Genomic DNA, 14,376 nt, shown 5'->3' with positions numbered 1-14,376 from the left:
AGAAAAATGCCATTTGCAAAACGACTATAAGCTTTGTGGTCTCTTAATGCTATAGTGTTGATAATATGCTACTTTTTATCATTAATTTTATAAAATACTGCTTGATCGTTTGTAGCATCGCCAAACCATATAAATCAGCAAGCAACGCTGAACCAAATTTGACGACGTATTGTTGTCATAGTGTTTTTATCAAGAACCGCTTTTACCAAGAATTGCTTTTATCAAAGATTGTTTTCACTAAGAATTATTTTAATTGAGAGTTATTTATGTTTGATACCTTAACCGAACGCTTATCATCGAGCCTGCGTAATATCGCCGGTACTGGGCAGTTGACCGAAGATAATATCAAAGACACGCTGCGCGAAGTGCGCATGGCGCTGTTAGAAGCCGACGTCGCGCTGCCAGTGACGCGTGATTTTGTCAAACGTGTCAAAGAGCAAGCGCTTGGCGCAGAAGTGCTCAAAGAGTTGGCGCCAGGACAAGCCTTTGTCAAAATCGTCCATGACGAGCTGACCGAAATGATGGGCAGTGCCAATCAGCAGCTTGAGATGACGGGTAAACCGCCGGTTGTTTATCTGCTAGCAGGCTTGCAAGGGGCGGGTAAAACCACCACCGCTGGTAAATTGGCGAAATTCTTACAAGAGCGTCATAAGAAAAAGGTGATGCTGGTTTCTGCCGACGTCTACCGTCCAGCGGCAATTGCTCAGCTTGAGCAAGTAGCAGGACAAGTCAATGCCAAGTTTGTCAATTCAACAGTTGATGAAAATCCGATTGATATCGCCCGCCGCGCTATCGAAGAAGCTAAAATCCAATATCAAGATATTTTGATTATCGATACGGCTGGTCGTCTGGCTATCGATGAGACCATGATGGCTGAAATCAAGGCGTTAACCGCGGCGGTCAACCCGTCTGAAACCTTGTTTGTCGTCGATGCCATGACCGGGCAAGATGCGGCCAATACCGCCAAAGCCTTTAACGATGCGCTGCCATTGACTGGCGTTATCTTAACCAAGACCGACGGTGATGCGCGCGGCGGTGCAGCATTGTCTGTACGCGCCATTACGGGTAAACCGATTAAGTTTTTAGGTCGCGGTGAGAAACTTGACGCGCTCGAGCTATTCCACCCTGAGCGTATCGCTCAGCGTATTCTTGGCATGGGTGACGTCTTAAGCTTAGTTGAAGAAGTCGAGCAAAAAATCGACCGTGATAAAGCCGAAAAAATGGCGAAAAAGATGCAAAAGGGCGGCGACTTCGACCTTGAGGATTTATTGACCCAGTTTCAGCAAATGAAAAGCATGGGCGGCATGGCAGGTTTCTTAGATAAAATGCCTGGTATGGGCGGCTCTGACATGCAAAAAGCCGTGCAAGACGCTAAGCCTGAAGAAAAAGTACGTGAAATGGAAGCCTTGATTAATTCAATGACGCCGTTTGAGCGTAAGAATCCAGATAAGATTAATCCAAGCCGCAAGCGCCGTATTGCCGCAGGTTCGGGTCGTGAAATTCAAGACGTCAATCGTTTGCTCAAGCAGCACAAGCAAATGGCAAAAATGATGAAAATGATTTCTAAACCTGAAGGTATCAGTAAAATGATGAAATCGATGCAAGGCTTGATGGGCGGCGGCGGTGCTGGCGGCGGCGGTCCGTTATTTGGCGGCGGTCAGCAAGGCGGTGCCAAAGATGTGAATCCCGCGCAGATGGCAAAGCAGATGGGACTGGATCCAAACAATATGCCGAGCACTGAAGAGATGCAAAAACAGATGCAAGAGCTACAAAACCAAGCGCCAAAGAAGTTTAAAACGCGCTTTTAAGCAATAACCGTTTGGATTAGCACAGTTGTTACGTCTTAATATCTTTACGTTTTCATGAAAACCCCAAGCTAACATCGCTGTGGGGTTTTTTATGTCTGGCGTATTTGCATAAATATTGATGGATGCACTAGGAAAATTTAGAAATTAATAAAATTTTTTTATCCTAAATGCTATGATAGGCGCTGATTGATGAGCGCATGTTTTGTGGTATTAAGAAAATAAGCCGAGGTAATGATGTTTTTAGCAATGGATACCGTATTTGAGCAGTGTTCGATCGCGATTTTAGATGCCAATGGTCAGGTGCTATCGAGTCATACCGAACAAGGTAAACGTGAGCAAACTCAGCACATTTTGCCAATGATTGATGCGGCCTTATCTGAGGCTAATCTGCGTCTTACTGATATAAAAGCATTGATATTCAACCGTGGTCCTGGTGCTTTTAGCGGTATCAGAATCAATACAGCGGTGGTGCAAGCCTTATCTGTCGCCCACGATATTCCTTGTGTCGGTGTTTCTAGCTTACAAGCCATTGCCCAGTGTGCGTATCAAAGGTATGGTTTGACCCAAGTTTATAGCGCGCTTGATGCGCGTATGCAGCAAGTATATTTTGGGCAATATGCGCTAATAGACCATATTATGCAACCCGTTGTGCAAGAAAATGGCGAAGATACCGAGCGCTTACTTGATTATGACAGCCAAACCGCTGCTAATCTTCCTATCGCCGGTAATGGTGCGCCGCTACTAAAAATGCATGACGAACAAATTCTCCATGAAGAGGTTTGGCCAGATGCGGTAGTGATTGGACAATTGGGTATCGCTCAATTCATACAGACAGGCGGTAGCGATGCCGCTAATGCCTTACCAAAGTACTTGCGCAATCAAGCATGGAAAACGCTAAAAGAGCAAGGTAAGGCATAGTGCTTACATGATGATTCGTAAGCAATGCACTTTGTACTTCTACGTATAAACGATTATAAAAGCAACAACAATATAAAACAGCGGCTAGCGCTGTTTTTTTAGGGAAGCAACTGTGGATATACTGTTATTAATCCAAGCGCTCATTATGGGTATCGTTGAAGGTATCACGGAGTTTTTACCCATTTCTAGTACGGGGTATTTGATTTTATCAGCCGATTTGATGAGCTTTTGGACTAAGGAAAAAGTTGATTTGTTTGTGGTGGTAGTCCAGCTTGGTGCTATCTTAGCGGTCATTTATGATTACTGGGGCAGGCTGTGGCAAGCGCTGATGGGGCTACTGACCGGTAAAGCAGAAGGTATGAGTAATCCAAGGCAGCTTGGTTTAAGCTTAATTGTGGCGACCATTCCGGTAATGATTGTAGGTTTTACCTTTGCAGACGAGATTAAGGCGTATTTGTTTAACCCTATCGTGGTAGCGATTATGCTGATTGTCGGCGGTCTGCTGATATTTTATGTCGAAAATCGACCTAAAACGATTATTGCCCAAGAAGCAGAAGACGTCAGTCTAAAAACAGCGTTAATGATTGGTTTGATGCAGTGTCTGGCTTTGATACCCGGAACCTCACGCTCAGGTGCGACGATCATTGGCGCCCTCTGGCTTGGCGTGTCGCGCAAAGCTTCGGCGGAATTTTCTTTCTTTTTAGGCATACCTGTCATTGTTGGCGCGGCATTGTTGGATTTACTAAAGCACCATGATGTATTGACCAGTAGCGAAGACTGGCTGGTATTGGGTATAGGCACCGTGGTGTCATTTGTCGTGGCGTTACTTTGTATTCGCCTATTGGTCGCTTGGGTTAGCCGTCGCGATTTCAAAATTTTTGCATGGCTACGCATTATTACCGGCATCATCGTATTGGTCGCCGCTTGGGGTTTTGGCTATCAGATGGCAGGCTAAGTTTTAACGATGTGGCGTTATCATTTTCAACTGGGTTAACGGTAACGTTTTAAACCGTAAAGTATTAAAAGGGAGGGCAATCATGAGCAGTTTGCAACAAACATCAAGCGATTTTATGCATTGCCAGCTTTTTTATGTTAATGAAGCCCAACAAGCGCAAATCGCCAGCCTAAAAGCGCTGGTAGTGAAACATCAATTGCCTATTGTTCTAAACATTGAGTTGTTTAGCGAAAAGCTCAATCAAAAACGTCGCCAGCAATTAAGCCAGCATTCTATCCAGCCTATCTTAGTATTAGATGAAAAAGATAAGCTATCATGGCTGAGCGATGGGCTGAGCGTGGCGCCCGAATGGGATAAGCTACAACGCCGAGTGGTGAGTGCCGGGCGTAAGTCTGAGTTACTGCTACAAGCTGCTAAAATTACAGCGGATAGCACGGTCATTGATGCGACCGCAGGCTTTGGGCATGACAGCCTCATATTAGCCAGTACTGGCGCTCAAGTCATTATGCTTGAGGAGCAGCCCTTGATGGCGCTGTTTTTGCTAGCTGAACAGCAGCGGATGAGTACGCTACCAAATTGGCAAAAGCTGATGAGCCGACTACAGATTATTAATGTCGATGCGCTTAGTTATTTTGAAAGTATTGATTTTGCAGATTCTAGTAATGGTTCGACCGCTGATAGCTATCAAACTATTGATGTGGTATATCTCGATCCTATGTTTCCAGAGGATAGCTATCAAGATAGCAAAACGGGTAAAGGCGCGAAAGTGGGTAAGCATATGCAAGCCTTGCACCAATTGGCACGTCCGCCAACGCTAGAAGAAGAGTCGCAATTGCTCCAAAGTGCACAAGCGGTTGTCAGTCAAGGTGCAGGACAAGGCCGCGTCGTCGTCAAGCGTCCGCAGCTTGCACCATTACTGGCGCATCAACAACCGAGTGAAAGCTGGCATAATGAAGCGGTACGCTTTGATGGTTATTTCGTTTAAAAGACCTTTCGTTATCATGCATGGACTCAGTTAATCAGTTTGAGTGTTTAGAATACAAATATTTAGAAGTGGTGGATTTAATAGTAATGGATTCAGGAGAAAAGGATGTCAACGATTATAATTTGGGTCATTGGTGCAGGCTTATTACTGATGAATATTGCGTTGCGAACAGAAGTTTTACAGCTCAAAGCCCACCTAAAAGCGCTTAGGAATCCAAAAGAACAAATGGACTACTTATGGCAGCAAGCAAAGCTTAGCCAAAATAATAAGATGGCATCCATTAAGGCATTACGCAAGCAATATCCTGAGTTGTCACTCATTGAAGCCAACAACTTATGGCAACAAATCCAATAGCTCGCCAATCCTTTCGCTTCTATTCGCTTAACCTAGCAGCCTGCAAAAAAGTATATAAAATTTCTATAGATGATAATAAAACGCCATGACATTTAACGACAAATTACAAGCCTACCTGCAATTAACGCGCTTTGATAAACCTGTAGGTATCGAGCTGTTGCTCTGGCCAACGCTCTGGGGGGTAATGCTGGCGGCGATGGGACAGGCGCAGCAGCAAGGGGCAACGGCAGGTTTGCCGAGTCTAAAGATATTTGTATTATTTGCACTGGGCGCGATTTTTATGCGCGCGGCAGGCTGTGCAATCAATGATTTTGCTGATCGCAAGGTCGACGGTCATGTCAGCCGCACCAAAGGCCGTCCATTAGCGGACGGGCGTTTATCCGCTAAAGAAGCCATTGCTGCTTTTTCAGTATTGGTATTGCTGAGTGCCAGTTTGTTATTCTTTTTGCCTATTGCGGTATTCTACTGGTCGCTTGGCGCCGTTATATTGGCGTTTATTTATCCCTTTATGAAGCGTTTTACCCATTTGCCGCAAGTCTTTTTAGCGGCAGCGTTTGGTTGGGCGATACCGATGGCCTATGTCGCGATACAAGGCGCGCCTGATATCTGGTGTTGGTTACTGTTTATCGCTTATATGTGCTGGACCGTGGCTTATGATACCCAGTACGCGATGGCAGATCGTGAGGATGATTTAAAAATAGGAGTCAAATCAACGGCGATATTATTTGGTCGCTACGATGTGATTATCATCTCGCTGCTACAAACCGCATTTTTACTTATTATGGGTGCGGTCATGTGGCATTACTTTGCGCCAACCAGTGTAGGCGTGATACCAGTATTTGGCTTGGCGCTCGTGGCAATGATGTTTGCCAAGCAGAACAGCGCTTGTGCCAGTCGTCAAGCACTGGCCTGTTTTCAGGCATTTTTGGCCAATATATGGGTAGGGCGTTACGTCTTTGCTCTTATCGCAATCGCGTGTTTATGGACGACTTTTAATGGATAACTTTAAGAAGCTCTCAAAGTCAAAAGCTAGAAAGGTATCTGATGTTAATGCACCAGTTATCGATTATCATGCAAAACTAGCTGAACATGGCTTAACACGTGCACAAGTCATCGAAACTGAGCGTAAACTGGCGAAATTTGCCAATACCATGGATTCGCTCGTACGTATTCCTTTTACCAAACAAGGCATGGGGGCGGATGCGGCACTGTCGACCATTCCGCTGGCGGGAGATTTGGCAGGTCTTGCTTTGACCAGCTATGCTTTTATATTAGGTCGGCAGTTGGGCGTACCGGCGCATAAAATGACCCCAGCGGTTAGGTTGGCGCTGATTGATATGGTGGTTGGTATCGTACCGGGGATTGGCACAGTGCTCGATATCTTTATTCGGCCAAGTCGTAAGACATTGACTATCGTCCACGAGCATCTACACGATGAATATGGCATCACCGAAACCATGCATATGGATCGGCCGTTTTTGCATCAATCATTAGAAGATAGACAGCAGCAAAGTCGCTTTGCGTTCTTTTGGCGTAATCCTATCGTTGCTTGGCTATACCTGCATATTCCTGATCTATTGGGATTAATCGTTATTGTGGTTATTGGTTGGGGCTTATGGGCGCTGATAAGCTGGCTGGTCGGTCTGTTTAGCAAGACCACTGGTTTTGGTTAAAGGTAAAGTAGAGTAAAAAAGGCGGCAAATATGATAAGTATTTGCCGCCTTTTTTAGGGTTTAATTTATTATTTTCGACAGGTTTTAAGCCAAACTCTTATTGATAACATTATTCGGTAATGACTTCTGCTTCTACACTCATGGCCTCAAAGCTCGTTGTTTTATTGTTTTGAATAAGATCAATGCTGCTACCACCGCCATGACTGACCAGCTGAATACTGCCATCGTTTGAGCGATAAGTAGGGTTATTGCCTTGGCCTTCTGGCGCACTCAAGGTCATTTTTGGTTTATTTGGCAAGGTGACGATAGCGTTAAGTACGCCTTTTTCTGAGGTTTCAAAGATGACAAATAACGTCTCACCGCTGGCACTGCGATAATTGACATCAGTGATTTGCGCGCCTTTGATGGCTTGTTCTGGATTGGGCATTATCGCAGCACTATTTGTTGAGGTATCCGCTGCGCTAAGCTCGTTTTCTGTTTCATTTAAGCTTGTATCTTGCTCTAAAGTGGCTGCCGAATCAGTAGCGCTTGGCTTTGTTTCAGCAACTTTCGGTGCATTAATATTAGAGCTTACTGGCGTCGTTTGGGTGGTTGCTTCAGCAGTTTCATTAACGGTTTCAGGTTCTGGCGTCTTTTGGCAAGCATTTAGCAGTGATAGGCTTAAGAACGCAATAGAAATTGCTTTAAAGGAGGGTTTTGATTTCACTAAGGTAAAAATATCGGTTTTCATAATAGATAGCTATCCATTTATCATCGTTATTTAAGTGTTTTAAACTTTAAGGCTAGTCTAGCATTATTCTTTAAGCCTGCTTCTATACTGTTATAAATACATGCCTTGGCTTTGAGAGCATTTTTATAAAACAGCATCCGTATAAATATTGATAAAGGTTAGGGCGTGTCCTCAATTCAATCGATGGACATCTAAAAGGTCTAAAAATGGCTAAATTTTGCCAAACTTCGTCAAATAGCTGGGTAATATCCCGATATTAACTGCACTATTTTCCTTGTTTGGCTACAATTTATCTCATTTTTCTCACCATTTTTAAAATGAGGACACGCCCTAGCGTAACGTTAAATTATTACCTTTTACGCTTTATGCAATCGCGCCCGATTAGGTGATAGCCGCCCTAACATAATAGCCGATAAAGGGGTAAAGCAGCCGAGCATCATATCTGCTAATGCTTCAGCGCATATCGGTGCTAAAGCATAACCCTTTGCACCCATCGCGGAGAGCGCCCAAATGCGGCGGCTTTGCGCAAGTTGTCCGACCAAGGGATGGTAGTCAATCGTTTGCGTGCGCACACCGGCGCGTGCTTGCCATGCGCTGGTATCGTCTGGCAATATATCGCTTAATTCAGGAATATCCTCAAGCAATTTTTCGTAATTTTGCTGATTTTCTTCTTCACGGATATCAATGCTGGCGTCAGCATCTACAAAGCTGGCACCCAATAAAAACTGCGGCTCATTGTCGCGAATGTTATTTATCTTAGCATCGCCGCTTTGTCCGATAAAGGGCGCGCAATAACCACTATATTTGAGCGGTAATTTAGGCAGACCAGCTACCTGCTCGTCAGTGGGCGTAAACCAAGATAATTGCCCGCGAATAGTACGGCACTCAACGATACGTTTGTCTAATTGATGACTCTCATAGGCGGCGCAAATAACGACATTATCAGCGCAGATAGTGACAGAGCTTTGACTATTATCACTGCTGCTTTCTTTATCACCAATCACCGTCACTTTATCTGCAGTTTCTTTGATATCGGTAACGCTAAGCTGCTGATAATTGATATTTGAGTGCTTAAGGATGAGCGTTTTTAGCGCTTGTGGATTGACCAATCCAGATTTTGGTAAATATAAATTGTCCGTTAAGTCTTTAGTTTTTAAGCCGCTTAATTGCCGCGCCTCTTCAATCGTAACCGTGGTTGCCATTTCATTGGGATAATCGGCAATTTGCACAGGGCCGATATTGGTTTTGATTAGCAAGTCTAACGCGCCTGTTTGCTCAAGTATGAGCGGCGTTTGCTGCAGTTCTGCTTGCTGATTAAAATAACGGTACAGCCTGCCGCTATAGAGATAGCCGATAGAGTGCAAGTGCTCATAAACATGATGAATGGGCGTCATATTTGGTGCGAGGAGGGCGCGCGGATTGCCAGAGGCGCCAGCAAGCGGCGCGACTTTATCTACTATCGACACAGTCATACCGCGATTGGCTAGCGTCCAAGCCGTAAGTAGTCCCGCAACGCCTGCGCCAATAACCACTGTATGATTAGGAGTATGGTCATGAGGGTGTGACAAAACGCAAACATTGTTATCGTTATTTAGTGCTAAAGAATCAGGTAAGGACTCATCATTGTCCGCCATCGCTGCCGTTAACATTTCACGCTTGCGTCCAAAGCCTTTTACCTTTTTAATGCTAAAGCCATGCGCTTGCAAGCCGCGTTTGACGATACCAGCACAGCTATAAGTAGCGGCAGTGGTGCCAGTGCGAGATAAGCGCTGCATCTGGGTAAATATCGACTCTGCCCACAAGCTTTCATTACAAGAAGGCGCGAAACCATCTAAAAACCAAGCATCAATATAAGGGCGCTTGATAGCGGTCTCAGTATTTAAAGTAGCTAGGCTATTAAAAGTAGCCAGACTTGCCAAACCATCGCCCGCATCGCCCAACCAAATATCAAGCGTGATATTATCGTCAATAAAATTTAGTCGATGACAGCCAGCAATCAGCGGTGGGTAGTTTGCTAAAAGCTCTTTAATCAATTCGGCAAGTTCGGGCGCGCGCTGTGCCCATAAAGCGAGTATCTGCGTTAAGTCGTTAAGCGGTATGGGGTATTTTTCGGTAGTGATAAAGTGTAAGCGCGCGCTTGTTAACTGCGGCTGCTGCGTACGAAGCTGTCGCCAAAGCTGCCATGTCGCTAAAAAATTCAAGCCCGTCCCAAAGCCCAATTCAGCAATCGTAAAGCATTGCTTATCAGCAAGGTTTGCTAGGCGCTCGGGTAATTGATTATGGGCTAAAAATACATGGCGAGATTCTGCTAAGCCATCAGCGTGCGAGAAATACACATCGCCAAACTCCCCTGATACTGGCACTTGATTGCCAGCATCATCGGTTTGCCATGTAATATTAGCAGGGGTAATCACATCTGGCGGCGCAGGTTTTTTAGGGGGCTTGGTGGCTTTTTTATAAGTGGCAGGAGAGGTAGGCTTAGATATAGCTGATTTAGACTGAGGTTTAGACACAAATTTGGACATAAAGCATCACATTTATAGAGGATTTACTACCAGCGCTCGCGGCGCACAAACACCAACCACGAAATAAATATCCCAACCAATAAGCTCATTAACACCGTAAATGCGCCGTATAAAAACAACTGACCTTTGCTTTCATAAACCAAAACGTTTACTTGTGTTTGTAAGTCATTGACTTGACGCTGAAGCTGGGCATTACGGCTAAGCAATTCTTGATTGGCTTCAGAGAGCGCTTTAGTTGATGGTTGTAGCTGCGCCGCTAAAGTGTCGCTAATATTGGTAGCAGGCTGAGCATTGGTAGCTGGGTTCGGCGCTGTAGTAGACACCGTATTTGAGGCAGTATTTGGAAACGCTAGTTGATTAACAGTATTGGGCGCTAATACAGCGTTAGGCGCTAGCGGAGCAGTTCCTGCCACAGGATCAGCATTGGTCACAGTTGGTGCTGCTTGTGCTGATAGACTGGCAAGTAATAATAAGCTTGCAACGCTAACATTAGTAACGAAACCAAAAGCGGGCTTAGTAACATGATTAAAAACATGATGAGAAACAGAACCATTTAATAATAACTGCTGAATCACGATGCTGTTACCTTATTTGCTGGCTTGTCTGATGATGTAACTGCGGCACTGTCAGTAGGCGCAGGCAAGGTCTGCACGAACGGCTTGATATCTACATGGCTATAGACGCCATCACGCAAATAAGGCTCAGCGCTTGCCCATGCTTGCGCGGCATCAAGGGAGTCAAAGTCAGCAATAATCAAGCTGCCTGACATCTCGCTTTTACCGTGTTCGATGGGCGTTGGACCTGCGATAATAAGTCGCTGCTCGCTTTGTAATACTTGCAGGCGGGCAACGTGTTCGGCGCGCGTCACCTGACGTTGGGCGCTGCTGCCAGCAACATCGTGGCCGATAATAGCAAATAAGGACATGGGACTTCCTCAAGTAAATAATATGAATAAAGCGCTAATAACGACAATAAAAAACAATGATGATATGTCTCATTATATTTTTAAGTCTTATATTATGATTGAACTAGCTTCTATTTAGTGGTTTTATCGGTTAACGCTGGATTGAGATGGTTCTTTAATACGGCAAATTGCGCAATTACGAATACCAACATAATCGGAATCCAGCCGTAAGTTTTAAAGTTAATCCAAGCCTCATCAGACATCGTAAATGCCGTGATATAATGCAAAATACCCATAAAGGCAAAAAACAGTGCCCAAGCGACGGTCAGTTTTTTCCAGCCACTCAAGGTCAGTGAAAACACTTCTTTCATCGCCAATTGCATCAATGGCTTATTGATGATGGCACTGACCAATAGTGTTACCGCGAAGATACCGTTGATGATAGGCGACTTCCAGCGTAAGTAGATGTCGTCACGCAATAGCAGCGTCCCACCGCAAAAGACGATGGTTAATAATAAAACGACCCATTGCTGCTTATCAAATTTGCCTTTTTGACGCACAAAATGGATGGCATAAATGATGATAGTGGCCACGAGCAAGGCGCCTGCCGCCGCTAAAATGCCACTGTAACGCGCAGCAATAAAAAACGCGATCAACGGAATGAAGTCTAATAAGGCTTTCATAGCAAATAGGATGTCCAACAAAAAACGTATGGGGTAGTTTACACGTCTACTGCTGCAAAAAAAAGCAAGTAACAGGATAATCATCCGTTATGATCTGCCTTCATGCGTTATCTTCGCCGCATTTCGTCTTTTTTACTGATAATATAGTCAGTAATGACAGCATATCTATATGCACAACACTTTCAACACCCTCAATATCTTAAGGCCAGCTTTATGAAAATCGACTTACATTGCCACAGTACATGCTCTGATGGTACCTATGCGCCGACCGAGGTAGTACAGCGCGCGCACAACGCTGGCATTCATGTACTGGCGCTGACCGATCATGATACCTTGATGGGTATTGACGAGGCACGCGCGGCGGCGGCGGCCTATGATATACAATTAATCAATGGGGTTGAGATTAGCTGCGAGCATACACTTAGCGGCGGCTATGGCAAAAATAAATCCACCAATAAAATTATCCATGTGTTGGGACTTGATTTCACCGACTTTGATAAAATGCATGCGACGTTGCAGCAATTGCAAGACAGCCGTGCCACGCGCGGTCAGCGTATCACTGAAAAGCTTAGCGAGCTGCTAGATATTGATTATACCGAGCTATGGCAAGCGGTGCTCGATAAAGCAGGCGGCAATCCACAAGCGGTAGGGCGTGCGCATATTGGGCAAGTGTTGTTTGAGCGCGGTGCGGTAAAAACCGTGCAAAAAGCCTTTGATAAATATCTGGCCGATAATAAGCCCGCTTACGTGGCGATTGAAGCATTAACCATGCAGCGCGGCATCGAGCTGATCCACGCTTGCGGCGGCAAGGCGGTACTCGCGCACCCAACGCGCTATCAGCTATCTGCCACCCGCGTACGTAAACTGATCGAAGAATTTGCCGAGCTTGGCGGTGATGCTTGTGAGTTACCTTCAAATAGCGAACCGATTAGTACCCGAAGAATGGTCGATCGCAGTATCGCTGAACATCAGCTTGCGGCCTCTATTGGCAGTGACTTTCATGGAAGTAATATGCCGTGGCGACGTTTGGGCGACGTACCAAACCTTAATCCTGAACAGCAAGGTGTTTGGCAGTCATTTGCGGCATTGGCTTAGTCCAAAACAGGTTATTCTTAAGCTTAATAGATACGCTAAAATAAAACTTTAGATATTGACGGGTAAATCGATTAAAACCGATTGATAATTAAAGGAAAAATTGCCACACTAAATGCGTCAGTTTAGGTCTAATATAAGTCATGCTGTTTATTTTCATGTTTGGTTTGGCTCAATAACTTTCACTATCTGCGGTAGCCCATTATGGCTGTATCGATATCTCATCTAGGCTATAGAAAGCTCTCGCGAGTGATTTTCGAGTGGCAAGCGGCTGATAGGGCCTCACTGCTGGCGCTGTTTGTGTTAATAGAAGTCACCTCACATTGGTTATGGTGCGCGTTTGTTTGGTGGCGCCAAGATCTTTATGGCTCCTATGTAGATATGGGTCTGCTCTATCCTTTATGGACTGGGGTGACGCTGATGCTAGTGTTCTTTTTTTGGATGGTCAGCCGCACATCGCCGATTAGGACAGACACAAGCTCGTTATATAAATGGCAAGCGGTTATGATCACGCTTTATAGCCTTTATATTGCAGTGGTAATTTTAGTCATGGGTCATAGCAGTTTGGTCGCTGGGGTTTCGCTGGTTGGTGGGGCGATGCTTGGGATGATGCTGATACGGCGGCGCTATGTATGGAAAGCCTTTTTGGCTCACATTGCTTTGATCTTTTTGGTCACCTTAATTCCTTATTTTGGTTTTACCATTCCCAATCTGCGTCAAATGACCATCACTTCTTTTCCCTTAGATACTTATAGCTATCTTACCTTTAGTGAAACGGCGGCAATCGAAAACGCCATTTCTGCTGCAATTTTTCAAAATGGCACGCTCAGCTGGGATACATTTAATCAACTGCGCTCTTCTTCGGCATTTTTTTGGCGTACCACTCATATTTATATGGCGCTGCCAAAGGCGATTTTTATCATCTATATGTTTCGCACCCTGCTGTTGATATTGGATAATAGTAAAGCTGAAATCATGCAGTATGCCAATCAAGACGAATTGACCCAACTAAAAAGTCGGCGCTACGGTTTGACGCAAATGCAGCAAGCACTGCTAGCGATGGACGATAAACAAGATTTTAGCGTGGTTTTATTGGACTTAGATTGGTTTAAAAATATCAATGATAACTATGGACACGATGTCGGCGACCAAGTTTTGTCTGAGGTTGCCCAAACGCTATTAAAATCGTTATCAGAAGAGATGATTGTCAGTCGTTATGGCGGCGAAGAGTTTTTAATCGTGCTGCCAGATACCACGCACGAGGGCGCGATGACTATTGCTAAACAGCTACGCAAAGATATCGCCCAACAAGTCATCAAGAGCGATGATAATGTCGATTTTTATATCACCGCCAGTTTAGGGGTTTATACTCTGACGCATGAAGAGCGTGCGCGTATTCAAAATGAGTATAAAGCTTTAGCGCTAGAAGAAAATACGCAAGCGCTGACAGAAGCGCGCAAAAACCGTAGGCAAGGAGAGCGTAGACAAGAGCGTGGCTCGCACAGCTCAAACCAAGCAGGCGCACAACAGACCCATGCACAAAAAAGGATTTCGCAGAGAAGAAAGCGCGCTGCTAAAGAAATAGTGCAAGCCCAACTGCCCAGCGATATTTGTCAGCGCTTAATTTGTATCGCCGATAAAGCCTTGTATGAGGCAAAAGACCGCGGGCGTAATCAGGTGGTCAGTGCCAACCATATGCTCGCGGCAGAAACAGACAAGATCGCTGTCCTTTATGCGACTAGCTAATCG

Annotated in this window: 14 protein-coding genes; 9 read left to right on the top strand and 5 right to left on the bottom strand. The window is 45.0% G+C overall.

All coding sequences use genetic code 11. The annotated features are described in order from the left end of the window. Nucleotides 1-266 precede the first annotated feature (266 nt). From ffh to AB8P72_RS10570, 7 genes are all read left to right on the top strand, one after another. Nucleotides 267-1,808, top strand: a complete 1,542-nt coding sequence (gene ffh / locus AB8P72_RS10600; protein WP_068403945.1) for a signal recognition particle protein — start codon at nt 267-269, stop codon at nt 1,806-1,808. A 234-nt stretch (nt 1,809-2,042) separates the two neighbouring features. Continuing rightward, on the top strand, nt 2,043-2,726 hold the full coding sequence (gene tsaB, locus AB8P72_RS10595) for a tRNA (adenosine(37)-N6)-threonylcarbamoyltransferase complex dimerization subunit type 1 TsaB (RefSeq protein ID WP_068403954.1): 684 nt from the start codon (nt 2,043-2,045) through the stop codon (nt 2,724-2,726). A 112-nt stretch (nt 2,727-2,838) separates the two neighbouring features. Further along, entirely contained in the window at nt 2,839-3,681 is an 843-nt protein-coding gene (locus AB8P72_RS10590; RefSeq protein ID WP_068403943.1) for an undecaprenyl-diphosphate phosphatase, read from the top strand. An 82-nt stretch (nt 3,682-3,763) separates the two neighbouring features. Further along, nucleotides 3,764-4,666 carry a class I SAM-dependent methyltransferase gene (locus tag AB8P72_RS10585; RefSeq protein ID WP_068403942.1) on the top strand — a complete coding sequence of 301 codons (903 nt, stop codon included), beginning with the start codon at nt 3,764-3,766 and terminating at the stop codon, nt 4,664-4,666. Between the two features lie 105 nt (nt 4,667-4,771). Continuing rightward, nucleotides 4,772-5,020: a hypothetical protein gene (locus AB8P72_RS10580; RefSeq protein WP_369957741.1), complete on the top strand. Its 249-nt coding sequence runs from the start codon at nt 4,772-4,774 to the stop codon at nt 5,018-5,020. 85 nt (nt 5,021-5,105) lie between these two features. Continuing rightward, nucleotides 5,106-6,023, top strand: a complete 918-nt coding sequence (gene ubiA / locus AB8P72_RS10575) for a 4-hydroxybenzoate octaprenyltransferase (RefSeq protein ID WP_068403937.1) — start codon at nt 5,106-5,108, stop codon at nt 6,021-6,023. Next, entirely contained in the window at nt 6,016-6,693 is a 678-nt protein-coding gene (locus AB8P72_RS10570; RefSeq protein WP_068403935.1) for a DUF4112 domain-containing protein, read from the top strand. The genes ubiA and AB8P72_RS10570 overlap by 8 nt, the downstream gene beginning before the upstream one ends. A 109-nt stretch (nt 6,694-6,802) precedes the next feature. On the opposite strand, the gene AB8P72_RS10565 is transcribed toward AB8P72_RS10570, so the two are convergent. The 5 genes from AB8P72_RS10565 to ispZ all read right to left on the bottom strand — a co-directional run bounded on the left by AB8P72_RS10565 (nt 6,803) and on the right by ispZ (nt 11,535). After that, nucleotides 6,803-7,423 (bottom strand): hypothetical protein, encoded by a 621-nt coding sequence (locus AB8P72_RS10565; RefSeq protein ID WP_068403931.1) that lies wholly within the window; start codon nt 7,421-7,423, stop codon nt 6,803-6,805. Between the two features lie 356 nt (nt 7,424-7,779). Then, the gene (gene mnmD / locus AB8P72_RS10560) at nt 7,780-9,948 is read right to left on the bottom strand and encodes a tRNA (5-methylaminomethyl-2-thiouridine)(34)-methyltransferase MnmD (protein ID WP_102076881.1); all 2,169 of its coding nucleotides are present in this window, start codon (nt 9,946-9,948) and stop codon (nt 7,780-7,782) included. Between the two features lie 26 nt (nt 9,949-9,974). After that, entirely contained in the window at nt 9,975-10,523 is a 549-nt protein-coding gene (locus AB8P72_RS10555) for a hypothetical protein (protein ID WP_068403929.1), read from the bottom strand. Continuing rightward, entirely contained in the window at nt 10,520-10,873 is a 354-nt protein-coding gene (locus tag AB8P72_RS10550) for a YciI family protein (protein ID WP_068403927.1), read from the bottom strand. Before AB8P72_RS10550 ends, AB8P72_RS10555 begins: the two co-directional genes overlap by 4 nt. A gap of 110 nt (nt 10,874-10,983) precedes the next feature. Further along, the gene (gene ispZ / locus AB8P72_RS10545) at nt 10,984-11,535 is read right to left on the bottom strand and encodes a septation protein IspZ (protein WP_068403925.1); all 552 of its coding nucleotides are present in this window, start codon (nt 11,533-11,535) and stop codon (nt 10,984-10,986) included. 213 nt (nt 11,536-11,748) lie between these two features. Between ispZ and AB8P72_RS10540 the strand changes: the two genes are divergently transcribed. Continuing rightward, nucleotides 11,749-12,630 carry a PHP domain-containing protein gene (locus tag AB8P72_RS10540; RefSeq protein ID WP_068403923.1) on the top strand — a complete coding sequence of 294 codons (882 nt, stop codon included), beginning with the start codon at nt 11,749-11,751 and terminating at the stop codon, nt 12,628-12,630. 201 nt (nt 12,631-12,831) lie between these two features. Further along, a complete protein-coding gene (locus tag AB8P72_RS10535; protein WP_369957740.1) occupies nt 12,832-14,373 on the top strand; it encodes a diguanylate cyclase in 1,542 nt (513 codons plus the stop codon). The last annotated feature ends 3 nt before the right edge of the window (nt 14,374-14,376 follow it).

Origin of the sequence: Psychrobacter sp. CLB018 (assembly GCF_041222815.1) — a bacterium.
Taxonomy (GTDB): Bacteria; Pseudomonadota; Gammaproteobacteria; order Pseudomonadales; family Moraxellaceae; genus Psychrobacter; species Psychrobacter faecalis.
Note: the sequence above shows the minus strand (reverse complement) of the source record. Positions and strands in the feature narration are given on the sequence as shown.

Excerpts from the sequence above, each read along its gene's own strand:
- ffh (WP_068403945.1), top strand. The coding sequence starts at position 267 with ATGTTTGATACCTTAACCGAACGCTTATCATCGAGCCTGCGTAATATC.
- tsaB (WP_068403954.1), top strand. The coding sequence starts at position 2,043 with ATGTTTTTAGCAATGGATACCGTATTTGAGCAGTGTTCGATCGCGATT.
- AB8P72_RS10585 (WP_068403942.1), top strand. The coding sequence starts at position 3,764 with ATGAGCAGTTTGCAACAAACATCAAGCGATTTTATGCATTGCCAGCTT.
- AB8P72_RS10580 (WP_369957741.1), top strand. The coding sequence starts at position 4,772 with ATGTCAACGATTATAATTTGGGTCATTGGTGCAGGCTTATTACTGATG.
- ubiA (WP_068403937.1), top strand. The coding sequence starts at position 5,106 with ATGACATTTAACGACAAATTACAAGCCTACCTGCAATTAACGCGCTTT.
- AB8P72_RS10570 (WP_068403935.1), top strand. The coding sequence starts at position 6,016 with ATGGATAACTTTAAGAAGCTCTCAAAGTCAAAAGCTAGAAAGGTATCT.
- AB8P72_RS10565 (WP_068403931.1), bottom strand. The coding sequence starts at position 7,423 with ATGAAAACCGATATTTTTACCTTAGTGAAATCAAAACCCTCCTTTAAA.
- mnmD (WP_102076881.1), bottom strand. The coding sequence starts at position 9,948 with ATGTCCAAATTTGTGTCTAAACCTCAGTCTAAATCAGCTATATCTAAG.
- AB8P72_RS10550 (WP_068403927.1), bottom strand. The coding sequence starts at position 10,873 with ATGTCCTTATTTGCTATTATCGGCCACGATGTTGCTGGCAGCAGCGCC.
- ispZ (WP_068403925.1), bottom strand. The coding sequence starts at position 11,535 with ATGAAAGCCTTATTAGACTTCATTCCGTTGATCGCGTTTTTTATTGCT.
- AB8P72_RS10540 (WP_068403923.1), top strand. The coding sequence starts at position 11,749 with ATGAAAATCGACTTACATTGCCACAGTACATGCTCTGATGGTACCTAT.
- AB8P72_RS10535 (WP_369957740.1), top strand. The coding sequence starts at position 12,832 with ATGGCTGTATCGATATCTCATCTAGGCTATAGAAAGCTCTCGCGAGTG.